The sequence below is a fragment of the Turneriella parva DSM 21527 genome (assembly GCF_000266885.1).
In the GTDB taxonomy this organism is placed as follows: Bacteria; Spirochaetota; Leptospiria; order Turneriellales; family Turneriellaceae; genus Turneriella; species Turneriella parva.
This window is the reverse complement of record NC_018020.1, coordinates 1,960,640-1,985,071: the sequence shown is the minus strand read 5'-3', so window position 1 is coordinate 1,985,071 and position 24,432 is coordinate 1,960,640. Positions and strand designations below refer to the sequence as shown.

18 protein-coding genes are annotated in these 24,432 nt (G+C 54.1%); 4 read left to right on the top strand and 14 right to left on the bottom strand.

The features are described from left to right. Nucleotides 1-13 precede the first annotated feature (13 nt). Both TURPA_RS09580 and TURPA_RS09575 read right to left on the bottom strand, forming a co-directional pair. Nucleotides 14-1,495, bottom strand: coding sequence for a tetratricopeptide repeat protein (locus TURPA_RS09580; RefSeq protein ID WP_014803101.1), 1,482 nt, complete (start codon nt 1,493-1,495; stop codon nt 14-16). 33 nt (nt 1,496-1,528) lie between these two features. Beyond that, nucleotides 1,529-1,855, bottom strand: coding sequence for a hypothetical protein (locus TURPA_RS09575; RefSeq protein WP_014803100.1), 327 nt, complete (start codon nt 1,853-1,855; stop codon nt 1,529-1,531). Nucleotides 1,856-1,952: 97 nt separating this feature from the next. Between TURPA_RS09575 and TURPA_RS09570 the strand changes: the two genes are divergently transcribed. Together TURPA_RS09570 and TURPA_RS09565 are read left to right on the top strand one after the other, a co-directional pair. Then, nucleotides 1,953-2,531 (top strand): RNA polymerase sigma factor, encoded by a 579-nt coding sequence (locus tag TURPA_RS09570; RefSeq protein WP_014803099.1) that lies wholly within the window; start codon nt 1,953-1,955, stop codon nt 2,529-2,531. Next, a complete protein-coding gene (locus tag TURPA_RS09565; protein ID WP_014803098.1) occupies nt 2,524-3,429 on the top strand; it encodes a hypothetical protein in 906 nt (301 codons plus the stop codon). Before TURPA_RS09570 ends, TURPA_RS09565 begins: the two co-directional genes overlap by 8 nt. 66 nt (nt 3,430-3,495) lie before the next feature. Here TURPA_RS09565 and TURPA_RS09560 read toward each other — a convergent pair whose 3' ends face one another. Both TURPA_RS09560 and TURPA_RS09555 read right to left on the bottom strand, forming a co-directional pair. Further along, nucleotides 3,496-5,955 (bottom strand): sodium-translocating pyrophosphatase, encoded by a 2,460-nt coding sequence (locus TURPA_RS09560; RefSeq protein WP_014803097.1) that lies wholly within the window; start codon nt 5,953-5,955, stop codon nt 3,496-3,498. Nucleotides 5,956-6,114: 159 nt separating this feature from the next. Further along, nucleotides 6,115-6,657, bottom strand: coding sequence for a hypothetical protein (locus TURPA_RS09555; protein WP_157210455.1), 543 nt, complete (start codon nt 6,655-6,657; stop codon nt 6,115-6,117). A gap of 153 nt (nt 6,658-6,810) precedes the next feature. Between TURPA_RS09555 and TURPA_RS09550 the strand changes: the two genes are divergently transcribed. Together TURPA_RS09550 and TURPA_RS09545 are read left to right on the top strand one after the other, a co-directional pair. Further along, nucleotides 6,811-8,037, top strand: a complete 1,227-nt coding sequence (locus tag TURPA_RS09550) for a DUF445 domain-containing protein (RefSeq protein ID WP_014803095.1) — start codon at nt 6,811-6,813, stop codon at nt 8,035-8,037. Between the two features lie 46 nt (nt 8,038-8,083). After that, nucleotides 8,084-13,360, top strand: a complete 5,277-nt coding sequence (locus tag TURPA_RS09545; RefSeq protein WP_014803094.1) for a lamin tail domain-containing protein — start codon at nt 8,084-8,086, stop codon at nt 13,358-13,360. 6 nt (nt 13,361-13,366) lie between these two features. Here the strand turns inward: TURPA_RS09545 and TURPA_RS09540 are convergent, their stop codons facing one another. The 10 genes from TURPA_RS09540 to TURPA_RS09495 form a co-directional block, all read right to left on the bottom strand. Continuing rightward, the gene (locus TURPA_RS09540) at nt 13,367-14,203 is read right to left on the bottom strand and encodes an undecaprenyl-diphosphate phosphatase (protein WP_014803093.1); all 837 of its coding nucleotides are present in this window, start codon (nt 14,201-14,203) and stop codon (nt 13,367-13,369) included. Nucleotides 14,204-14,286: 83 nt separating this feature from the next. Beyond that, nucleotides 14,287-16,743: an endopeptidase La gene (lon, locus tag TURPA_RS09535; RefSeq protein WP_014803092.1), complete on the bottom strand. Its 2,457-nt coding sequence runs from the start codon at nt 16,741-16,743 to the stop codon at nt 14,287-14,289. Beyond that, entirely contained in the window at nt 16,743-18,110 is a 1,368-nt protein-coding gene (clpX, locus tag TURPA_RS09530) for an ATP-dependent Clp protease ATP-binding subunit ClpX (RefSeq protein ID WP_014803091.1), read from the bottom strand. The genes lon and clpX overlap by 1 nt, the downstream gene beginning before the upstream one ends. A 19-nt stretch (nt 18,111-18,129) precedes the next feature. Further along, on the bottom strand, nt 18,130-18,741 hold the full coding sequence (locus tag TURPA_RS09525) for an ATP-dependent Clp protease proteolytic subunit (protein WP_014803090.1): 612 nt from the start codon (nt 18,739-18,741) through the stop codon (nt 18,130-18,132). A gap of 11 nt (nt 18,742-18,752) precedes the next feature. After that, nucleotides 18,753-20,009, bottom strand: coding sequence for a 3-deoxy-D-manno-octulosonic acid transferase (locus tag TURPA_RS09520; protein ID WP_014803089.1), 1,257 nt, complete (start codon nt 20,007-20,009; stop codon nt 18,753-18,755). Then, nucleotides 20,009-20,263: an acylphosphatase gene (locus tag TURPA_RS09515; RefSeq protein ID WP_245536837.1), complete on the bottom strand. Its 255-nt coding sequence runs from the start codon at nt 20,261-20,263 to the stop codon at nt 20,009-20,011. Before TURPA_RS09515 ends, TURPA_RS09520 begins: the two co-directional genes overlap by 1 nt. Nucleotides 20,264-20,280: 17 nt before the next feature. Next, nucleotides 20,281-21,300 (bottom strand): FliG C-terminal domain-containing protein, encoded by a 1,020-nt coding sequence (locus tag TURPA_RS09510; RefSeq protein WP_014803087.1) that lies wholly within the window; start codon nt 21,298-21,300, stop codon nt 20,281-20,283. Between the two features lie 5 nt (nt 21,301-21,305). After that, nucleotides 21,306-21,632 (bottom strand): STAS domain-containing protein, encoded by a 327-nt coding sequence (locus TURPA_RS09505; RefSeq protein WP_014803086.1) that lies wholly within the window; start codon nt 21,630-21,632, stop codon nt 21,306-21,308. A gap of 1 nt (nt 21,633) precedes the next feature. After that, nucleotides 21,634-22,056 carry an ATP-binding protein gene (locus tag TURPA_RS09500; RefSeq protein WP_157210454.1) on the bottom strand — a complete coding sequence of 141 codons (423 nt, stop codon included), beginning with the start codon at nt 22,054-22,056 and terminating at the stop codon, nt 21,634-21,636. Between the two features lie 8 nt (nt 22,057-22,064). After that, the gene (locus tag TURPA_RS09495; protein ID WP_014803084.1) at nt 22,065-24,431 is read right to left on the bottom strand and encodes a GAF domain-containing SpoIIE family protein phosphatase; all 2,367 of its coding nucleotides are present in this window, start codon (nt 24,429-24,431) and stop codon (nt 22,065-22,067) included. Between the last annotated feature and the right edge of the window lies 1 nt (nt 24,432).

The following is a 24,432-nucleotide window of genomic DNA, read 5'->3' as shown; positions in this document are numbered from 1 at the left end:
CATTTGTTCACCTTCATGCTTCGATGACCGGGGGCGCTGTCAACTTCTGTACAGCAGACCATTTCGCTTCTACCTGCAATTTACTGTACTGTTCAGTGAAGACCGCTTCGTTGTAGGCAATCGTCGCATCGTCGGGAAACATACCACGCGCTGTTGCGAAGATCTGCGCTGCTTCTTCATAGCGGCCCAGCCGGTGCGCATAGATGCCGGCCTCGTTCAAGACCGCTGCGTCGCGCGGATAGTCGGCGAGCAGCGAACTCATCTCTGCCCATGCTTCGTGCAGCATTTCGCCGGAAAAAAGTGCGCGGGCGTAGTAGAGCCTCAGCGCGCGGTCGCGGCGAAACGCGCCGAGAGTTGCGAAGCAGCGTACGGCCTCTCCGTGGCGGCCAAAGAGGCAAAAGAATTTGAAGTACTGGCGCCTTTCGGCCAGCGGCGGCATACGCCCCCCCTGAAACAACCACTCGCGCACGTTTTGCTCGTCGAGCAGCGTCACGATCTCGCGGCGGAGTTCGGGGCTCAGGTCTTCTTTTTCGTAGACTTCCGGGTCAGCAATAAAGAGCAGAGCCTTGCACACCGAGTCTATTTTCTGCGCGCCCAGCCAGTTGCGAAACTGCTCCGCTTTGCCCGACTGCATGAGACGCTGCCAGCGTTTCGTACTCATGTAACGGCTCAGCGTCGAAAGATTCTGGTGAAAGAGCGCATCGGCGAAAAGGGGATTAGTCGGCGACTCACGGTACATGACCCGAGCAGGCGATTTGCGTGAGACTTCAATCTGGTGGTACGGTCGCAGCTCAGCGGGTAATTGTTGCTGCAACTCTAACCATCGCTGTGTCGAAATATGCGGTTCGGTATAGAGACTTATGGATGCCTGAAAAGCCGGGTTCTGTCGTCCCGTCGGCTTCGGCAGGTCTTGAGGTGCGAAAGGGTGTCCGGTGATGTCTTGAAACAGAAAGCGAATCAGAGCCTTTTCTTGATGGGCGAGTTGCGCATGGCTGACAACTTTGAGTACCATCGTCGCATAATGAGGATCACCAACGTGCCACAAGAGCAGCGTCGCGTACGCACCGTGCACACCTACCCCCACGGCAGTATTGCAATAGCGCAGAGTCGCCGCAAGTTCAGTGGCATCGACAAATTCAGCATTCTGCGAACGGTGTATGGTGCCTGCGATGTCAAAACCGAAGGCGGGCAGAATGCGCGCGAGCTTTGCCTCGGGTGAATGGCGTTCGTAAACGCCTTGAGTCCACGGGCTTGGGGTATCACCGACCGAAAGCCGCGCGCGCCTGACACGGGGCTGAGCCACCTCTGGCGGAGTCTGGGTGGTTGCCGGGGCGCTTGCGGCCACCTTCACAGCTTGTTCGGGTCGGGGCCCACGGGCCCGCTTGAGCGCCACGACGAGTATAACGATGGCCGCGACAAAGAGCAGCAGACCGATGCCTGCTGCAACCACCCATGGTTGGTTCTGCTGAACAAATTTGACGACTGCTTCGGGCATGGCTCTACCCTTAGATTATCGGCCTCTCGGAGCCTATTTTTGAGCTGCCGATTGCAGGCATTTTTCATATGCATCATTGCCTGCTTTTTCGATTTCGGCCGTCGCGGCGGAGTTGAATTTGCCGAATTCGACGTTGATGTTCAGGTAGCGCGTCGCACGGGCCATCGCCTCGGTACACTCGCGCGTGTCGCCCTGGGGCTCTTTGCGGCGCTGCTTTTCACAGTCGCAGCGCGCGAGGCCATAGGCTACGGCGTTTGCCTTAGCAGTGGCGAGCTGCTTTTCATTGCGGCACGAAACCAGCAGGGTTATAAATCCTAAGAAAAGGCAAGATAACCCAAGGCCATGCAAATGCTTCAGCATACCAACGGCTTAACCAGCGACGGCGGATGTCAACGCGTTTTGTGGCCGCATTTTGATTTGACAGGGCGCGCCAAAGACCCGCGCTACGCAATAGCCGATGTACCTGCTTAAGCTTGTCACCATTGCTTTCGCTGCGATTGCCTCAGCAGACTTCATGGCGCGTCTCATGCCCTACCGCGACCGCCTGTTTCGGCTTGCCCTCGCGCAGCTGCGTAATACCAGCGACGCCGAAGATGCGGTTCAAGAAGCCCTGATCAAGGCGGGGCGCAATGCGCAGCAATTTCGCAGCGAATCGAGCGAATATACCTGGGTCGTGCGCATTCTCATTAATCACTGCCATGATGTGCAGCGCAAGGTGACGCGACGGCAAAAGCGCGAGGTTTCGGGCGAAATCAGCGAAGCCAAGGGCGCAACGATTGCCGACACGCGGGCCAGCACCGAACAAAATATCGAACTTTCTGAGATGTCGCAGCATCTAATGGATGCGGTGAATGAATTGGGCCAAAACTATAAGCCACTGATTTTGATGCGCTATTTTGAGAGCATGAGCTACGAAGACATTGCTGAAGCGCTGGGCCTGAACACGGGTACAGTCAAGTCGCGAATGAATCAGGCCAAGGCGCTGCTCAGGGCCAAACTCGAAAAGCTCGGTATCGGAGAAGACTACTTTGGCTAAGGCGCGAAAATCAACAGCAAGCGATGCCCGCTTTGAAGAATTTCTGCAAGAACAGTTTAAGCAGCTGCGCGCAGAACTCGACAAATTCGAACCTACACGCAACGGCGTAGACGGTAAACTGCTGCAGCTGCCGCAATCGAAGGCAGCGGGTTCGACTTTCTGGAAAAAAGTGGATTCATGGCGTTATGGCATTGCGGCATCTGTGTTGCTCGCTGTAGCCGTGCCGACCGTGATTCAAATGAATCGTGAGCAGCGTAGCGCAGTCGTTCAGGCCACGAGTCCGATGACTGAAAAAGCAGCTGAAAACAAGCCCGATCGGCCGACAGGCACTGTAATCCCAGAGACGGATCACGTCGAGCGCGAAGAGGCCGACGAGAGCCGGCCATCGGTAGCACGCAAGAAATCCACAGCACCGAAATTGGCAGCCAGCAAGCCTACACCAACGAAAGAAGCAGCAGACCTGCGCGAGCAGAAAGACGCTGCTGGCGGTATGGCAAAACGCGAAATACCTGAAGACGTGATGGCGGCCGCCGAGGCTGCACCGATAGCGAAGGGCCGCGCACTGGCGTCTGTAGGCGAACGAGCGCCTCGAGAAGAAAGCCCGCGCGCAGTGCCGGTTGCACCGGCAGCACCCGCAATGGCCGACAAGGCAGAAGAAAAGAAGTCTGCAAATGTGGCGAGCCGATCGGCACCGATACCCGATGCCCAGTTTAAGTTAAAGCAAGAACGTATAGCCGAAGAAGAAAAAGCCGAAATGGAGAAACTCTGGAAAGAGTTTGAAAAAGACCCGAAGGCGTTTCACCAAGATGCAAAGCGCAGCGCCCGACTCAGAACCCTGCTCGCCCGGCATGACACGAAGGCGCGCGCGCGGCGGCTGAAAACTGAACTAGCGCAATAAAAAAGCCCGCGCGCGCGGGCCCTTAGTGATTCTCTGCCGGCGATTAGACCGCCGGCTGAACAACTCTTATTTTGCGGCTTCTGATTTGATGCGCATTCCGTAGAATGAGCGCCAGACAAAGAAAGTGCTCGCAGCGAAAAACGCAACTGCGAGAATACCGCGAATAGCAGCAGCTGAACCATCGGGGTTTTTCAGCTCAACGGCAAGTTCAACCGCGAGCAGGCCAAAGAGAGTCGTGAACTTAATGATCGGGTTCATTGCCACTGATGAAGTGTCTTTGAACGGGTCGCCGACTGTATCGCCCACAACGCAGGCATCGTGCAGGGGTGTACCCTTCTGCTTCAGCTCGACTTCGACAAGTTTCTTGGCGTTATCCCAAGCGCCACCGGCGTTGGCCATGAAGATTGCCTGGTAAAGACCGAAGATCGCGATCGAGATGAGGTACCCGATGAAGAAGTATTCGTTCAGAAAGGCAAAGCCCAGCGTACTGAAGAATACCCCAAGAAAGATGTTAAACATACCTTTCTGTGCGTACTTTGTGCAAATCTCAACCACCGCTTTGCTGTCTTTTGTCGAAGCTTTTTCGACACCTTCAAGCTTGATGTTGGCTTTAATAAACTCCACAGCACGGTACGCGCCGGTGGATACGGCTTGAATCGAAGCGCCTGTGAACCAATAAATAATCGCACCACCGGTGATGAGACCCAGCAAGAACGGTGCGTGCAGTAGCGAGAGTTTTGCAATTGCGCCCTGGTCGTTGAAGTTATTGGTCAGCATCATGATAATCGAGAAGATCATGGCCGTAGCGCCTACGACAGCCGTACCAATGAGCACGGGCTTCGATGTTGCTTTGAACGTGTTACCGGCGCCATCGTTGGCTTCGAGAAAGTATTTGGCTTTGTCAAAATTGAGGTCGAATCCGTAGTCTTTTTTGATTTCTGCCTTTATGTTGGGCACGTTTTCTATCAATGAGAGCTCATAAACAGATTGAGCGTTGTCAGTTACCGGGCCGTAAGAATCGACGGCAATTGTAACCGGGCCCATGCTGAGAAAGCCGAAAGCCACGAGGCCGAATGCAAAGACTACAACAGCATAGGGGTTCATCAGCTGGCCAAGCCCCTGAAGCGACACGTAATATGACAGCCCCATAAGCGCGACGATCGTGATACCCATCCAATAGGCAGAGAAGTTACCCGCTGTAAGACCGGCGAGCACGTTCAGCGACGCGCCGCCTTCTTTAGAGGCAGTCACCACTTCGCGCACGTGCCCTGACTCAGTCGAGGTAAAAGCTTTTACCACTTCGGGGATTACCGCGCCAGCGAGGGTACCGCATGAAATGATACTTGCCAACTTGTACCAGAGAGTGCCGCCGCCAAGATCAGGAATTATCAGGTATGAAACGAGGTACGTGCAACCAACTGAAATGATTGAAGTCAGCCAGACAAGTGTCGAAAGGGGACGTTCAAAATTGAAGTTCTCTGCTTTCTTGTACTTCATGTTAGAGATCAGCGCGTTAATGTAATATGAGCCCAGAGAAGCGAAAATCATGACAACGCTGATTGAGAAAATCCAAACGAGCAATTGCACCTGAAAATCAGGGAACACAGCAAGCAGAATGAGTGAGATAAGAGCTACAGCGGTGACGCCATAGGTTTCAAAACCATCAGCTGTCGGGCCGACTGAATCGCCCGCATTGTCGCCAGCACAGTCAGCAATTACCCCAGGGTTGCGCGCATCATCTTCTTTGATTTTGAAAACAATTTTCATGAGGTCAGAACCGATGTCGGCAATTTTTGTGAAGATACCGCCTGCGATCCGCAGCGCTGAAGCACCGAGCGATTCGCCGATTGCAAAGCCGATAAAGCACGGGCCAGCAAAGTCAGGGGGAATAAACAGCAGAATACCGAGTAAGAGTAGCAGCTCAACCGAAATCAGCAGAACGCCGATTGACATGCCGGCCCGCAGTGGTATTGCATGCACGTCGAATGGTTTGCCGGTAAGCGAGGCGAATGCAGTGCGCGAGTTAGCAAAAGTATTTATGCGAATACCAAACCACGCGACACCATAGCTGCCCGCAATACCCACGATGGAGCAGGCGAGAATTGCCAGAACCTTTGAAACACCGTAGCCGTGAACAACAGCGCCAGTTGCGTCTTTGCCACCTTGCGCCAGAAAGCCAAAATAGTAGATCATAATCGCCGCGATAAAAATCCACAGAATGCCCAGAAAGCGTCCCTGGGTGAGCATATATGTCTTGCAGGTTTCGTAGATGAGTTCTGAAACTTCTAGCATGACTTTATGTACGGGCAATTTTTTGACTCGGACAAATTCAATGAGACCGAAGACAAGCCCGAGAACGCAGGTTGCAAGGCCTAGTATCAGCAGTGTGCGGCCATCAAGCCCACCTAAGAAGGTCTTGCTAGCCAGGTCGGGAATTTTAAGATCGGCTTCGCTCGCCATAAGTGGCGAAACTGAAACCGCAAGCAGGCTCGTAAAAAGACCAGCTATTGAGCGAAATTTGTACATAGAAATCTCCTGGATTGTTTCATGCTAAAGTGCTAGCAGCCAGCCTGAACGCAAGTTTGACTGGCTTTCCAGATACGTCTTGTATCATGAGCGGTTAGCCTGTTCGCAAAAATCAGGGGGTAAAGGAAAAAATGCCCGGCAGTTGTAAAGTGGTTCTATTCAGGCTGCGCGCGTGTTCCAATGCTGAATTTCGTCCGGGCTAAGGCCTTTTTTGGGCACTTGCGTACAAACTTGCATGTAAATCAGGTCGCCTGCATGATTCAAGTATGTTTTGCATTGGTAGTTAATAAATACCTCTTTGTACGCCCGCTTACGTGCCATTGACCTGCGGGCCCAATAGGCGATGTTGGACGGCGATTGCCTTACCCCCGCGCGCCTAACACGCAACAACACTTCAAGCAATCTGGGGAGATAAAACCGCACGGCAAAATCAACCATTCGTGAGACCGATTCACCCGAATGAATGCCGCGCTCCCAGAGTGCCGAGTAGAGCACGCGGTTAACGTACCACGGACGAATACGGTACGCGGCCGCCTCGACATTGTAGCGTCTGGGGGTTGCTGATTTTTTGCCCTCACCGCGCCAGCGCTTGAGGCATTCTTTGGCAAGACTGGTCAGAATTTCAGACTCCGACAGCGTCAAGCCGTTGCGCCTGAGAATCTTGCGGGCGGCAGTGACGCTGCGGCATGATTTAACGCGCAATGATAAAGACGTATGGTGGTGCTCTAAGGCATCTATTTTTTGCATCCTACTTATTAACTACCAAGAAACGGCCGAATTTTCTCATTCCAATGAGATTTTTTCTGTGAACAAAGATTCACTTTTCGCAATGTCGCCGGTTCGTATTTGCACCCCATGGAATGGCTCGCGAAAAATGCGGAGTTAATCGGCATACTGTTCATGCCGGTGACGTATGGCTTCATTGGTTGGCTGACGAATGTCATGGCGCTGAAGATGATGTTTTACCCGCTGAATTTTGTCGGCCTGAAGCCGCCGTATCTGGGCTGGCAAGGCATTGTGCCGCGCAAGTCGACGGGGCTCGCACTCAAAGTAGTGAACATTCTAAGTGAAAAGCTTATCAAAATCGATGATTTCTTCGCCAAGATTCCCACAGATAAACTCGCCGATTCATACAAACCCTTATTGAAAGAAAACATCCCCAACATGATGCACCGCGTGCTTGAAGCCGTACCTGCTGAACTGAAGGCGAAGGTTTCTGCAAACGAGGGCAAAATTGTCGCGAAGGCGCTCGCCGAATCTGAGCAGCGTCTCGACCAGATTACAGGGCACCTCAAAGAAGACGTCGGCAAAGTCTTCAGCTTCAAGAACATGGTGCTGCGCAACCTTACAGGCGAGAACACGCACCTGCTCGTCGATCTGTTTCAAGAAATAGGCAAGAAGGAGTTCAAATTTATCGGAGCCTCTGGCTGGTATTTTGGCACGCTTTTTGGTCTCGCACAGATGCTGATCTGGTGGCTTTACCCAGGTGCATGGACTTTGCCTGTGCAGGGCATTATCGTGGGTTACGTCACGAACTGGCTCGCGCTCATCATGATCTTCAGACCGATGGTTGAAACGCGCTATTTGTACTTTTTTAAATACCAGGGTCTTTTTCACCGCCGCCAGGTCGAAGTGTCTGATAAGTTCTCGACGATGTTCGCTGAGCACGTTTTGAATGGCAAAAATATTCTCGATGAGGTTCTCTATCGCCGCATCAGCCGAACGGTTGTTGAGACGATGAACGATGACATCGTACAAGAGCTTAAGGCCGACGGTGCAGACGCGGGCGCGATTGCGGCTTTTGAGAAAGCGAGCGACGGCAGCCGCAAAGAAGTTGCGGCAGAGCTTGCGAACCGGCTGTCTGAGGCCTCAGAGACAATGGAAAAACTCATCAACCGCTCGATGAACGTAAAACAGACGATCTACAACCGCATGAAAGATCTGCCGGGCGAAGACTTTGAGTCGCTACTGCGGTCGGCATTTCAAGAAGACGAATGGATCTTGATTATTCTGGGTGCCGTTTTGGGAGCGATTGTAGGCCTCGGGCAAATGTTCTATATGTTGGCATTCGCCGCAGGGTAGAAACAAAAAAACCTTGCTTCTTTGAGTCAGGGCAGCCCGCTGGGTTGTGCAGCGCCTGCGCCGAATTATTTTCGTTTTCTTGATTTCGGTGCTTGTTTCGTGCCGATCGAACCCGTTTGGCGACACCGATAAGACAATCGAAGAGTTCAACCTCTACACGACTGATTTCGCGGCACAGAACGACGGCGGCATGAAAGCCGCGCTCTTAGACGTGATCGGCGGCTCGCGGGTCACGCTCAACTGTGCATTCTCTGCGTTGACGCTGAGTGACGTCACGAGCGCTCTGATTGACCGGGCACGGGGTGGGGTTCAGGTGAAGGTGGCATTCGATGGCGACGTTCGCAGCAACGACCCGGGTTCACTCGCCCTACAAGCCAGCGGGGCGTTCACTATCATTACCGTACCACTCGACGGCACGCAGAGCCAGTTGCTCTACGGCAACACCGGCGCTGGCGTCATGCGCCACAACTATTGCCTCGCTGACGAGCGCTATATCTACCTTTCAACCGCGCCGCCCGACGCGACGCAAATGACCACAACGCCCAATGTGGCGATCAAAGTCGGTACGCCGCAGTTCGGTCTTGCTCGTGATTTCTTGCGCGAGTCGAATATGTTCTCTCAACTGCTCTTTGGCAATGGCAAGGCGAAAACCGACTTCACGACAAAGTTTACCGCGCGCGATCAGGTGATCGGCGCGTTCTGGGGCCCGCAAGAAAGCCCGCTCAACGTGCTGGCTGTAGAACTATCCGAAGCAACGTTGCGTGTGGATTTCTACTCTACTGCCTTCTTAACGACTAATTCGAGCAACGCGAACCTTGACGTGCCCAAAACCCTTGATCGCCTCGAAGAGGCGAAAGGTCTGCCGCTCGGTAAATATTTCTCAAGCCAGGCTCTGTTCGATTCGTCATCGCAGGCTTATACGCTCACCAACCCGGCGCAATACGTAAACAGCAACGTGCGCGTTGGCGCGAACATCTTCGTCGTCGACAGAGGATCAACCTCTGCCAAAGCCTTCATTTACACCGGCGCGCTGCGCTCGCAAGGCAACTCGTCTGACGACAGCGTTCTAATTGAGCTGCGTGGCCGAAAAGTGGCAGATTTGGTGGCATCGTATCTCGATCGCATCGGCGCAGTCTCGGTGGTGGCGAGCAATACCGGCGACACTTCGGTTGCCGGGGCGGTTGTGATCAACGAGATTAACTGGGCGGGTTCATTTTCCAATTCGCAATCGTCTGACGATGACGATGAATTCGTTGAACTTTATAACACAACGACCTCGCCGATCAATATCAGCGGCTGGGGTTTTATCTGCACCACCAACGGCACCTTGGTTAACGGATATTTTGTGATGCCAGCCGGCGCTGTGATTCCCGCAGGCGGTTACTTCACGATTGCACGCAAAAACAGCGGAGCTTTTCCTCAATCGACGTATTTCACATCGTTCGGCAGCTCGGGAATCACGAACTCCTCAGTTCAATGCAAAATCACCAACGGCCCTGCGACACCCGGTTCGACCCCGGCTGACTATGCCTCGCTTCCCGGCACGGTTATCGATACGGCTGGTGACGCTGCGACCCCATTCAGCGGGTCTGGCAACATCATGGGCACCAACGACAGCACGGGAAAAATTCGCCGCAGCATGGAGAGAAAGTTTCCGATCGCGGCGGGAAATGTGCTGACAAGTTGGCAATCCAACTTCAACGCGCTGGCCCAAAACACGCAGATCGACTCGCAGTTCAACCAGCGCACATTCGGTACGCCTGGGGCAGCCACTTCGGTACCTGTGCCGTCAGTCGCACTCAACCGTAATCTCTATTTCACAACCTCAGCGACCCACCCGAATGGAATTGCGAAAATCACTGCTGTGAACACTGCGGCGAATACAAACATCTCGACGCTGCAAGACATTACCGTGATTGCCAGTTCAACCAGCGACGCCACTGGCATCACGCTGACGCTCAGAGAAACGGGCACGAATACGGGAATCTTCAGCTCGAACACCTTCGGCACGAATCTCAATTTCACTGCCGCAGCAAGCACAGGCAACCAACTGCAGGTCGCATCGGGCGATACTGTAACGATTACACTCACTCAATCGGGCAGCACATACACGGCAACGGCCAGGTGGTACACGCAGAACCTGGTGATCAATGAAATAGGCTCGAACTGCGGGGGTGTAACGGCGAACGACTATGTCGAGGTGCTGAATCCCAATTCTATTCCGGTGAGTCTCGAAGGTATGACGCTCTACCGCGATGCCGGCAGCTCGGGAACGGCTTGTACAATCGGAGCTGGCAACTATACCTCGAACATCGCGCTCACGGGCACCTTGGCTGCGAATTCTTATCTGTTGGCCGGTGGCAGCACCTATACTTCAGGTGGCGCATGCCCTGCGCTCGATTTTGTCGCGTCGGGGGCTGTGACGATCGATGCATCAGATTGTTTCGCTCTCGTCATGAGCGGCGCGGGGCCGGCGACATCGACAGACGACGAGGTCGTTGATTTTGTGGGCTATGGCAATGCGTCAAACCCGCGCGAAGGTGGTGCAGTCGCGCCCGACAACGCCGGTGGCAATAATGAGTGTATCTCACGCAACCCCAATGGCACTGACACCAACGTCAACAGCGCCGATTTTGTAACACAGGCAACTGTACCGTGCTCGCCCCGCGGTGCAAACGGCAGCCTGAATGTCGTGAGCGCCGCCACGGGTAACGGCACCGCGCTTGAAGTCACGTTTAACGGCGCGCCGAATACGGTGCAGGCGCAGACCGTTAGCAACTATTGCGTTGCGCTCGCAGGCAGCGGCAGTTGTTCATCGTCTCTGCTGACCATCAGCGCAGCCGTGCTGACCGGCAACACCGTCAGGCTGACGACGAGCGCGCAGAATGTCTCAACGGCTTACACGGTTTACGTGACGGGTGTGACACTGGCGGCAACAGGTGGGGGATTGCTCACGAACACAGCTAACTTTACCGGGGCTGCGGCAATACCCAACCTCAAGATAAACGAAATCGGCGTCTCATCGGCGAGCAACGATTTCGTTGAAATCTACAACCCTACGGGCTCGGCAATCAGTTTAACCGGCTTATACCTTCAGCGCGACGCGGGTTGCACTGTTAGCACGGGCGAGGTAACAGAAATTCTTGCACTTTCGGGCACGGTGCCCGCAGGTGGCTATTTCGTCGTGGCACGGTCAGGTCATTCACTCCCCAATGTTAACTCTGCGACGCTGGGTAATATTGATTCTGGCTATTGCGTTGTTTTGACCACCAACAATACGCCGATCACTTCAGCCACATCGACCAATGTCATCGACTGGGTCACCATCGCCGGTAGCGGCGAAGCAGAAGGTGGCGTTCGCGCGCCAGACACGGATGCCAATGGTGCCATATCGCGTATGCCAAACGGCACCGACACAAACTCGAATTCATCGGATTTTCAGCTGATAAGTGCAACACCGGGCGGGCTAAACGGTTCGCTCAATGTTGTTTCGGCCGCGGCCACGACAAATTCAACGACATTGACCGTAACGTTTGACGGGGCGCCGAATCTGGCACAGGCACAGACCCCTACAAACTATTGTATCGCCCTTACAGCCGACGGCAATTGCAGCACGCCTGATCTAAGCGTCAGTGCAGCCGTACTTGCAGGCTCGGTCGTGACGCTTACGACCTCAGCCCAGACCGCTTCAACTGCATATACAGTTTATGTCACGGGGGTAACGCTCAACGCCACTTCGGCGCCGCTTGCAACAAACACGGCGAATTTCACGGGTTATTCTGCACCGCCGAATGTCACCATCAACGAAGTTGTTGCTGTGGTCGCAGCCGGGGCAGCCGGCGACGCGAACGGTGACGGCAGCAGAAGCAGCGGCGATGATGAATTTATCGAGATTATAAATAACGAAGCAAGTTCTGTCGACATCAGCAATTGGACAATCAAAACTGGTACGACTTCGCCCGGTACCTTACGCTATACGTTTCCCGCGTCGACATCACTTGCTGCGGGCGCGAGAGCCGTTGTCTTCGGCGGCGGCACAGCCACCGGAAGTTTTGGCGGCGCGGCCACCTTCACGGCATCCAGCCTTTCATTGACCGATACTCCCCCAACGTATTACGTGACTCTCGAAACATCGATGGGTACGCAGGTCAATCAGCTCTATTACGGCACGACACCCGGTGTCACTTTTCTCGCGGGTGGAGCTTCAAAGGTAAGAAGCCCCGAGGGCACAGGCAGCTTCGTCGATCACACAACCGCCTCGGGCAACGCTGGTATTCTCTGGTCGCCCGGCGTAGCTGCCACGGCCGCGATACCCAAAATACTGGTGAGCGGCACAAACGCGGGCACGCCGGCCAGCGGGGCGACGAATGTTCCTATTTCAACGAACGTGAGTCTGCAATTTAATATGGCCATGAATACAGGATCAGACTTCACCAACGCCATATTAAAGCTCTATGCCAATAGCGATTGCACCAGCAGTGAAATTGCTTTGGGTGGCATAACCGCCAGCGGCACATCGATCGCCCTTTTTAATAACTCGGCTCTGAGCTATTCCACTACCTACTGCGTCACCGCGTCAACGGGCCTCAGGTCGGCCGGTTTGACTGCGTTGGCATCGGGTGTCTCGTTTACCTTCACAACAGCTGCTCCCGCGAGCACACCGGCGACTACAGTGGTAATCAGCGAAGTCGGTGGTTGCAGGTTCTCCAGCACATCGGGTGCAGATTGCAACGCCAACGCGGCCCGAAACAACGATGAATACGTTGAACTTTATAACCCCACCGGTGCGGCAATCGACATCAGTGGTTGGTTCGTTCAGCGCCGTGCGGCTGCAGGTGGGACATCATGTTGGGCGACTCTGCCTGCTGCCACCAGCATCTCCGCGCGGGGTTATTTTCTCATTGCGGGTCCCGGATACCTAGCCTCAAACTATGGCGGCCTTACGCCCGACTATTCTAGTCCCACCGGGACTTCTCTTACAGGTACGAGCGAGAGTGTCGTACTCATTTCTAGCTCTGGCTCATGTACCGGGTCGTCGAATGTCGTAGATACTCTGAGTTATGGTACGATCACAGATACGGCCACCTTTCTGCAGCTACCGTCATATTCAACAAGCCCAGCCCAGGGGCAGAGTTATGAACGCAAGGCCTGCTATAACTCAACAAACGACACGAACGTCACAACCGGCATGCTGGCGACCGGCGGGCATGAAACCCAGGGCAACAGCGAAAAAGCAGGCACCAGCGCGGGAGACTGGATTCTCAGAACGACGATGAACCCGCAGAACGCGGCGTCGGCGACCGAAACAAAAACCTGCCCTTGAAGTGGCCTAAAAGCTCCGCCCCCAGAAATAAATCAGAAAAATAACCCCGGCAATTATGCGGTAAACCCCAAACACGAAAAAGCCACGTTTCGAAATAAATCCGACAAAAAAACGCACCGCCAGCAGGGCGAAAGCAAACGCTACAACTGCGCCGATAGCCAACAGGTCGAGGTGCGCTGCGTTGAGCGTTTCGCGCTGTTTGAAAAGATCGTAGGCGGTCGCGACGACCATGGTCGGCACCGCGAGCAAGAAAGAAAATTCGACGGCGCGCACACGGTTGAGGCCCATCACGAGGCCACCGCCGATTGTCGCCGCCGCGCGCGAGACGCCAGGCACAAGCGACAGCGTTTGAAAGATGCCGATGACGAATGCAGTCTTGGGTGTGATACCGACATCACCTGTGGTGTGACCCGTTTCGGGTCTCCGATTTTGGTGCTTAGTCGAACCATGGTCGTGAGCCGGTTGCAGTGCATGGCGTCGTGCGATAAGGCGATCGAAGAACAGCAGCACGACGCCACCGGCGATGAGCGCGACAGAGACCGAAACCGGGTTAAAGAGCAGAGCCTTGATGTATTTGTAAACTGCGAGGCCGGCTATGCCTGTCGGTATGAATGCGACGGCGAGAATGAAATAGAGTCGCGGTTCTTTTAGAAACCGGCGCACGTAGAGCGCGAACACCGCCGCGATGGCGCCGAGCTGAATCGCGATTTCAAAAGTTTTGACGAAGTCGCCTTTGATCTCCATCAGCGCGCTCGCGAGAATCATGTGGCCTGTCGAAGAGACAGGCAAAAATTCGGTAAGGCCTTCGATGATGCCGAGAGTTGCGGCCTGCCAAGGTGTCATCGGGGTGACTTCGGTCGGTCGTTCAGAGGGTCAAGCACAGGCGGCTTTCGCTGCCGTCGCAAATGGGCGCGGGTGAACCCGGTTTACATGGGCTGCGTCGTCGTGGGGCCGGTGGCTATCGGTGCTGCTGCGGCGCCGGTAAGGTGTGTCGCGTAGAAAGCCAGCCCCGATTTTTCCTGAAAGATGCTGCTGCCCTGCACGAGCGCGAGCACAATCACCTCGCGCACGTGAGAAACAAATGAGAACTGCATCTGCTGGCGAATGCTCGCGGGAATCTCTTCGAAGTCTTTCTGGTTATCTTTCGGGCAAATCACATGCGTGATGCCGCCGCGAAAGGCCGCGAGCACCTTTTCTTTGAGTCCGCCAATCGGCAGCACGTTGCCGCGCAACGTTACCTCACCGGTCATCGCGATGTGGCTTAGAACTCCGCGCTGCGTGAGCGCTGAAATGATCGCTGTCACAAGCGTAATGCCCGCTGAAGGCCCGTCTTTGGGTATCGCACCTTCGGGAACGTGAATAAAGATGTCGTTCTTCTCGAAAAAGTCGGGACTGAGGCCCAGAAAATGCGCCTGCGACCGCACAAAACCGAGCGCAGTGCTCGCCGATTCTTTCATCACGTCGCCGAGATTTCCCGTGAGACTCAGGTTGCCTTTGCCGTGCGCGAAAGCAACTTCGATATTGAGGATATCCCCCCCTGCTGAAGTCCAGGCGAGACCGCTGACTTTGCCCACAGGGTTTTCTGATTCTTTGCGCGTGTAGAGATATTTCGCGGGGCCGAGATACTGGATTATTTTTTGTTTGTCGAGCGCGAAGGTCGCAGTATCGTTCTTCTTCTCAACGACTTCGCGCGCAATCTTGCGGCCGATCTGTGCGAGTTCGCGCTCAAATTGCCTCACGCCAGCTTCTTTGGTGTAGTGGCGAATGATGTATGCGAGCGATTTGTTCGTGTATTCGAGCTCGACACCCTTGATGCCGTTTTCATCAATCTGGCGCGGTATCAGGTACTTGTTCGCGATCTGAATTTTTTCCATCTCGGTATAACCCGAAAGTTGAATAATTTCAAGGCGATCGAGCAGCGGCTCGGGTATCGAGTGCGTGACGTTTGCGGTTGCGACAAAAAGCGCCTTCGACAGATCGAACGGCAGGTCGAGATAGTGGTCGGTAAATTCTTTGTTTTGCTCAGGGTCTAGCACTTCAAGCAGCGCCGCCGCCGGATTGCCGCGAAAGTCAGACGAGATCTTGTCGATTTCATCGAGCAAAATGACGGGATTATTGACTTTAGCTTTCTTGAGAGCTGCGATAATACGCCCCGGCATCGAGCCGATGTAGGTTCGGCGGTGGCCGCGAATTTCAGCTTCGTCGCGAACCCCACCTAATGCAATGCGTACGAATTTGCGGCCAAGGCTGTCGGCGAGCGAACGCGCAAGACTCGTTTTGCCCACACCCGGCGGGCCCGACAGGCAAAGAATCGGGCCGCGCGGTTCGGGCGAAAGCTGGCGCACGGCGATGAATTCAAGAATGCGGTCTTTGATCTTTTCGAGCCCATAATGGCTCTCTTCGAGAATCTTTTCTGCCTGCGCGATGTCGGCATTGTCGGTCGTCGCTTCGCTGAAAGGCAGGTCGAGCAGCCAGTCGAGATAATTGCGAATCACACCCGATTCGGCCGACATCGGCGGCATCTTCTCGAGCTTGCGAATTTCAGACTCGGCCTTTTGCCTGATGTCGTCGGGCCAGGTCTTGGCCTTCGCGCGCTTGCGCAGCGTTTCAAATTCGTCGGGCTCGGTTTCACCCATTTCGTCGCGAATCGCCTTGATCTGTTCTTGCAGATAATACTGGCGCTGCATCTTATCGAGCTGCGCGCGCACTTTGTCGTGTATCTGTCCCTCGAGCCGCGAGAGTTCGAGTTGGTTTTCCATCGCCGCTTTGACTTTTTCAGCTCTTTCCCACAGGCTGTCGGTGCCGAGAATATCTTGCAGTTCGACGAACGGTATGCGCAGGCTTTCAGCCACCGCGAAGATCAGGCGCTCGGGCTGGTTCTTCGCCCTGAGTTCGCGCCACGCTTCGACCGAAAGAAAAGTCTGCTGTTCATTCAGCCGTTCAAACGCGTCAATCAGCTTAATGACGGATTTCTCATATAAATGCTGTTCTTTTTCACCTTCGGGCTCAGCCGACCTGGCGAAAACGGCGACCGCGTACGGGCAGGTTTCATCGCTGCTGTCGACATCGACGAGCTTGACCCGCGACAGGCCTTCGATTAATACCTTATAGGTATTGTCGGGCATCTTGAGCAATTGCAGAATTTCACCGGCAACCGCTGTCTCGTAAAGATCGCTGAGGCCAGGTATTGTGATTTCGGCGTTTCGCTGCGTCGCCAGCAGAATGCGGCGGTCTGAGTCCATCGCGCGGCGCGTGGCTTCCATCGATTTTTCGCGCCCGACGAAGATCGAGGTGACGCTGCCGGGAAATATCACCATATCGCGCAGCGGCAGCAGCGGATAACGAATCGCTTCGGCAGAATTCGTTGTGGTCTCTTGGCCCATTAAGCCATTTTCTCCGGCGGAATTTCGTAACTCTCGGCGGCGTTCTCTGCCGCTTTGCCTTTGCGGCTGCGCTCTTTATCGGTTTCAGCACGCGTGATAATGCGCGCCTTCTCTCCCGATTCGATCATCTCGCGTGTGATAATGACTTCATCGACACCGATCATCGTTGGTATTTCAAACATGAGGTCCATCATCGCGTCTTCGACGATCGCGCGCAGACCCCGCGCGCCGGTTTCGCGCGTGAGCGCTTTAGCCGCGATCGCCTGTATGGCGGCGTCTTCGAATGTCAGCTTAATGCCTTCGAGCTCAAATATTTTTTTGTACTGCTTAATGAGCGCATTACGCGGTTCGGTGAGTATCTTTACCATCGAGGCTTCGTCAAGGTTGTCGAGCGAGCGAATGATAGGCAAACGGCCAATAAATTCAGGAATCAATCCGTATTTCATCAGGTCATCGGGTGTTACCTGGCGCAGGTATTCGCCCGACTGGTCTTTGCGCTTGGGAGCCTGAAAATCGAAACCGAGCGTCGACTTCTCAACGCGGCGCGAAACGACCCTGTCAAGGCCTTCAAACGCGCCACCGCAGATAAACAGAATATTGCGGGTATCCATCTGGATAAAATCCTGATGGGGGTGCTTGCGACCGCCTACCGGGGGTACGCTCGCGACCGTGCCTTCGATGATTTTGAGCAGCGCCTGCTGCACGCCTTCGCCCGAAACGTCACGGGTAATCGACGGGTTATCTGATTTGCGTGCGATCTTGTCGATTTCGTCGATGTATATGATACCCGTCTGCGCCTTTTCGACATTTGCGTCTGAGTTCTGGTAGAGACGCAGCAAAATGTTCTCAACGTCTTCACCGACATAACCGGCTTCGGTGAGTGCAGTCGCATCGACCAGAGCGCAGGGCACCTGCAGAATGCGCGCGAGCGTCTGCGCAAGAAATGTTTTACCCGAACCCGTGGGGCCGATCAGCAGAATATTCGATTTGTCAATTTCGACATTGGCGGTTTCACCGGCAGCGTGCTTGCGCAAGAACTTACCGCCATTTTTCGAGTTAACGTCTTTCTCGTACTGCAGCCGCTTGTAATGATTGTAGACAGCTACCGAAAGCGCACGTTTTGCCGCGTCTTGCCCAATAACGTACTCATCGAGGGTCTTCTTGATTTCTGCAGGTTTGGGCAACTTCTGTACGGTTGCCGGCGCCGCCTGCTTTTCAAGATCATCGGCCAAGATACCGTTACACAGCTGCACGCATTCGTCGCAGATATGCACACCGGGGCCTGCTATCAGGCGGTTTACTTTTGCCTGTTCTTTACCGCAAAATGAGCAATGGTTGCCCGAATCATAACTACGACGCTCAGCCATCTTATCTCTTTATTATCGTTTAACTCGCGATTTCTTTCGAGGTATTTTCGGGGCGAGCCGAAATGACATAGTCGATGAGACCCCATTTGACCGCTTCGGCGGCATCCATATAGAGGTCGCGTTCTGTCTCTTGTTCGATTTTCTCGAGCGTCTGCCCCGTGTGCTGCTGGTAAAGGCCGTTCAGGGTGTCACGAATACGCAACACCTCGCGCGCCTGAATTTCAATATCAGAGGCCTGGCCTGATGCACCGCCCATTGGCTGGTGCAGCAAAATACGTGAGTGTGGCAGCGCAGAACGCTTGCCTTTTGCCCCTGCCGCGAGTATCAGCGCCGCGATATTCGAGGCCTGCCCGGTGCATACCGTGCGCACTTCGGGGCGAATCAGCTGAATGGTGTCATAGATGGCGAGGCCCGCCGAAACGTAGCCGCCCGGTGAGTTGATATAAAGATAGATGTCTTTCTCTGGGTCTTCAGATTCGAGAAAAAGCAGCTGTGCAATGATCACGTTTGCATAGGCGTCGTCGAGCTGAAAGCCCAGAAAAATGATTCTGTCTTTGAGCAGGCGCGAGTATATATCGTAGTGGCGCTCGCCACGGTTCGTCTGTTCGATCACAATTGGTGCGTATGCCATAATTCCCCTTCTTACTGTTTGTACAGGTCGTCCATCACAGTATGCAAAATTCGCCTGCTCACGCCCACTCTTTGTCTGAAGTAGGCTTTCAGCTGCTTCGAGGTTGCGGCGCGGGTTTTGCACAGGTTTTCCACAGCAGCATAAAAGGCCGGAGCCTCGGGTGCCTCGAGGCTGGTCAAGAGCCCGAGGCCCTGCAGCTCAATCGCTTCGGCCGAATTGGCGAGATGCGGCCCGGTAACAATCGGCGCTCCCGCAATCGCCGCTTCGATCACGGAATGCACTGACCCCTCAAACCCGCCCCCGACATAAGCGACTGTCGCCAGATCGTAGAGGTAAGGCAAAACGCCGAGCGCATCGACTATCAGCACATCAAATTGCGCGCGTTTTGCGTCGCTCCATTTCGCTGTAGTGAGACCTGAATCGAGACACTGCTGTTCAATCGCAGCAATACGTTGCGGCTGAACATGGTGAGGAGCTATAACCGCGGCGAACTTCTTATTACCAGTTTGATTCACAGCACGCACGAATTGCAGAATCAGTTTTTCCGAGGTTGCGTAACTCGACCCCCCGACGATCACATGCCTATTGCCGAGCTGCCGCCTGAGCGCCTGCACCGCTTTCGCGTGCTTCGCGCCTTCTTTCAGCCGATACGAAATCGCATCAAAGCGAGTGTCTCCGGCGACCGTCACGTTGTGCGGCGAAATTTTTTTGAGGCGCGCTGCGTGATCGCCGTTGATCGCAAAGATCGCGCGCATGGGTCGGTAGATGCCTGCCAAAAAAACGCGCAACGGAAAGCGATGCCTTGAAGATTTTTCTGGCAGCGTTGCACTGATCACATAGACAGGCACGCCTGCGGCGAAACAGGCCTTCACCTGGTTGGGCCACGCGTCGTATTTACCGATCACGAGCGCATCGGGTTTCATGGCGACCACCAAACTCTGCATGCGGCGACGAAAATCAAAAGGTAACGCGAAAAAAGCATCGGGTACCGGGTCATTCTTGCGGGCGCGCCATGCGCTGTCAGAGAAAAAGCTGAATGAAAAAAAGAAATCCTTATGTACTTTTCGCATCTCAATCGCGAGCGCCCTGACCTGTTCAAATTCGCCGGCAGACGATGCGTGAAACCAGATATGGCGTTTGCCGCGCGCTGCTGAAAAGTCAGGCAGTTTTTTTCTCAGATCAAAATTTTTGCCGAGGCGCTTATGCCAGCGCGAGACTAACCACAACAGCGGGTATGCCGTATAAAGAAGCAGGTTGTAGAACCACATCAGCGCCGAATCTCGAATGCTTTGTTTTCCGATGGGTTCACAGGCAGATCTTGAATCGCGACCTGTTGCACCCTCGCGAGCGCAGGCCCTTTTTGCAGTTTCGCTTCGTAGGCCTGCAGCGTCACTTCATCGGCCTGTGCCTCGGCCTCAACTTCGCCGGTCGGCAGGTTGCGAACCCAGCCGGCAATTTTCATGAGCCGTGCCGTGTCGCAGGCAAACTGCCGGTAGCCGACGCCCTGAACGCGGCCAGAGATGAGGTAGCGTCTGCGCTTCAGTGCAATCCGTTCCCGGCGAAACGTATCTCGTGCCGCGCCGCCAATTGCAGTGCACGGCCCAGAATCTCGCGGCGTGCTTTATCGATGCTGTCGAGCCTCGTCGTTTTGATATCTGCCATGGCTTCGGCGATGAGGCCCGCACGCTTGACCGGCAATTTGCTCAGCATCGCCTTGCGCTGGCCCTGATCGATCGCCTTCAACGCCCGGGCCCACAGCTTCTCATCGGGCATTGAACTGAAAAGGTGACGAAAATCTTTCGCGCTGAGCTGCGTCAGGTCTTCAAAGGTATAACGACTCTTTTCGAGAGTTTTGCCGAGCGCCGCGTCTGCAGTGCTGACTTCGCGGGTAATGCGGTCGGCGTCTTCAACACCCAATAGCTTCAGAATTTCGTTCACATGCTTCACACCGTCGAGGCGAGGCTCTTCGGCCTGCGGCAGGCTCTGCAGGCGTTCACCGATTTTTTTGCCGAGCGCGACAAGCGCCTCGCTGCTGATCTGCCGTTCTGTAGCCATTGCGCGCACAACCTCGCCGCGACGCAAATCTGGCATGAGACTCAACACCTTTGAAGCCTGCTTATGCGCCAGCTGCAGCAACACCACCGCGGCCACCGATGCGCTCTCTGGTTCGAGCACATCGGCGAGCGACCTCGCCGGGTATTCGGCAAGGCTTGCATAGAGCTCACGCACCTGCTTCACTTCGCGCACGTGCCGCAGTCGCGCAATTTTGCGCTCGTCTTGTTCGGGCAGAAAATCTTCGGCTTGCCATTCTGGCTCGGCAGCTGTGACGGCCGCCTCTTCTTTCTTGAACCCTGGTGTCAGCAGCTCAAGCAGCCGCGTTTTCTGTTTAAAATCGAGCCCGGCGAACAGTTGCGCGCGGGCCGAATCAGGCATGCTCTCGTAGATTCGCATGAAATCCTCACGCGATAGCCCGCGCCCCTGCACCAACGGCGGAGCAGAATTATGTCTCATCTTGTCGCCCTTGAAAAGATTGGCAAGAGACGAAAGAAAGAACTTCATATCGCTTATTTCAGCGCGTCTTCTTCGGTGGGGTAGATGTCGAACATGTCCATCAGTTCGACGACTTCAAAGATTTTTTTCACAGCAACGTTCATGTTGCAGAGTTTCATTTTGCGGTTTTTACCGCGCAGGTGGCGCATGAGGGCAACAAGCACACGCAGGCCGCTCGAAGACATGTATTCGATACCTTCAAGATTCAGAATAAAATCTGCTTCGGTATTTTTTTCACTCAGCGCCATGAGATCTTTTTCGATTTCACCGCTGATGTGAACGTCGAGCCTGCCCTTGAGGTATGCGACGATGTAGTTGCCAACTTCTTTTGTTCTGAGCATTCTAGCCTGATACCTCTTTTACTAACCTTGTAATGTTCAGGCGTCGCCGTGCGCTGTAAACTATTTTATCGACAAGCCGCCGTATCATATAGACGCCATAGCCACCCCGGCGCTCGCCTGCAAGATTCTTGCGAAAATCAGGCAATGCAGCAGTGCGTGGGTCAAATTTCGCCCCAGAATCAAAGAAAGTCGCAGTTACGCGGTTTTGGCGGCAATTCAAAGCCAGAATAAAATGAGGATCTCCATTGGTCATGCCGCTTTTCCCCGTAAAGCCGTGCTCAACGATGTTCGTCGCTGCCTCGTCGCAGGCGAGCACCAGATCGTCCCGCGAAACACCCTGCACGCCGTTGGCCTCAAGTGTCGAGCGCACAAAATCATGTACCTGCGGTATCGCCGCCTTTTCAGCCCGAAACTCTTTGCGCACACGACACATCACTTCAAGACCTTGATCACCATAAGAGTGAAGTCGTCGTATTGCGCTTCAGAACCCGCAAAATTTTTCACTTCGCGAAAAATCTTTTTCACCAATTGATCAGACGAAAGCAGCATATTGTCGCTGATCAGCCGGCAGAAACGCTCAAACCCGAATTCTTCTTTGCGCTCGTTGATTGCTTCGACAACGCCATCGGTATAAAGAATCAGCAAATCGCCTTCGTTTAAGAAGGCACGCCCTTCGCCGAAGACGCCGTGCGTTGCAGAATCGACAACACCGAGCGGACGACCACGGGTGCCAAGCTTCTCGAAGCGCCGGGTATCGTGGCGAAAAATCAGCTGCTCGTTATGGCCTGCAGAGGCAAAATGCAGTTCGTGTTCGGGTGCATTGAAGAGCGCATAGAACAACGTGACAAACATTCCCGACTGGCTGTCTTGATAGATGAGGTCGTTCGCCTTGTAGAGTACATCGGCTGGCGAGCGCACCTCGCGGCCATAGGTGCGAATAATCGAGCTCGTGACCGCCATAAAGAGGGCCGCAGGCAGACTCTTGCCACTGACATCGGCTACAGAAAAAACGAACTGGTCACCGTCGAAAGCGAGATAGTCATAGAAGTCGCCGCCCATGAGCTTCGCCGGTTCAGAAATAACCCCGAGGTCGAACCAGGCTGATTTCTGAAAATGGCTCGGCAGAATCGATTTTTGAATACTCGAAGTGATTTCGAGTTCTTTTTCATAAGAACGCTTCTGCAGCATTTCATTGAGCAGGCGAAAATTCTGAATGCTTCGCGTGATCTGGCTCGCGATGGTCGCCACGAGCCTCAGGTCGTCGTCGGTAAATTCGCTACCGGTTGGCGACTGGCGGTCTGAGATATTCAGTACTCCGTAAATCTCCTGGCCATGCATCAGGGGCTGAATAATACACCCACCGGTGTGGTAACGTTCGACATCTCTGAAGGTAGCGTATGGCGATTTTTCCAGTGAGTTTGTGTAGATGAGCTTTCGCTCTTTGTATGCCTTGCCCGCAAGCGACCTGTCGAGAGCAATAAAGGTGCGCTCGAATGGCGAAAGTTCGAGACCGTGATGCGATACAATTTCGAGAGCGTCGTGGTCGGCGGCATATATCATGATCGAAACGCGGTCGGCCAGCATTTCGTCGGCGATAATGCGCACGATTGAATCAAACAGGTCTTTTTCGTTCAGCGTCGACATCAGCACTTTGCCGATTTCGTGCAGACTCGAAAGCTCATGCACCTTCTTCTTCAGTTCGCGGTTAATATCTTTGAGCGAGTCAATCAACTCGCGATTGTGTATCGCGAGAGCAGCCTGTTCAGAAAACGTGTTAAAGAGTTCGAGATCTTTCTCCGTAAATTCGCTACGCCCGACCGAATTGATAACTTCGATGACGCCGATGATGCGGTTACGTACCATGAGGGGTGTGGCGATCAGGTTTTTGGTGACAAAATTGATCTTTTCGTCTGCCTGTTTGTAGACGCGTTCATCGTTCTGCGCGTCGTTGACGACCAGCGGCTTGCAGGTTTCGGCGACGATGCCTGCAATGCCCACCCCGATGGGTATTCTGATTTCTTTGAGATCGCGCTCCTTTTCGCCCGATATGATGTTGAAGAAAAGTTCGTTGGTCTTGCGGTCGATCAGCATCAGAGAAGATGCTTCGGCTTTCAAGACGATTTTCGCCGAATCCATAATCGATTCGAGCAGACTATTGAGGTCGAGCGTCGAGTTGATCATCTTCGACACTTTGATCATTTCTGAGAGTAAAAAGTTATTCTCGATGTTGCGCCTGTAGAGGTAAAGATTCTCGAAAATCGTAACCAGATTGCTGCTGAATTTAACGAGAAGCGTGGTGTTGTCGGGCGACGCAATACAATTGGCCAGCATGCGCGCAAAGGTGCGCGCAAACGTCGCTGCCAGGCTCACATCTTCTTCGTTGAAGGCCTCTTCACCAAGTTTAGTCACCCACAGCAAACCGCCAAGAGCACCTTTACCTTCGGTTATCAGCGGCGAGGCAATGTAAGATGTTTCAGCCTCACCTATGGAAACCTGTGCCTGGTTGAAGATTTTCTGGCGCGATTCAATGGCAATGGTCTCGCACTCGACGAGACTTTTCTGCATAATATTCTTCTCGAGAGCCGTCAGCGCGCGGGATGACATGCGATAGGTTTTCACACCATCGCCGGTTCGCAGAGTGAGAAAACAGGTTTCTGCATGCATCAAGCCGCATGCAGCTTTGAGAATATAAAGGGCCGCCTTATTCAGTTCAGGCGTCGTTTCAACGAAAAGGCGATCGCCGCTTTTGCGCAATAAGTGCTTACCCGCACCGGCCTCTGGAGTTGGCGTCAGCTGCATT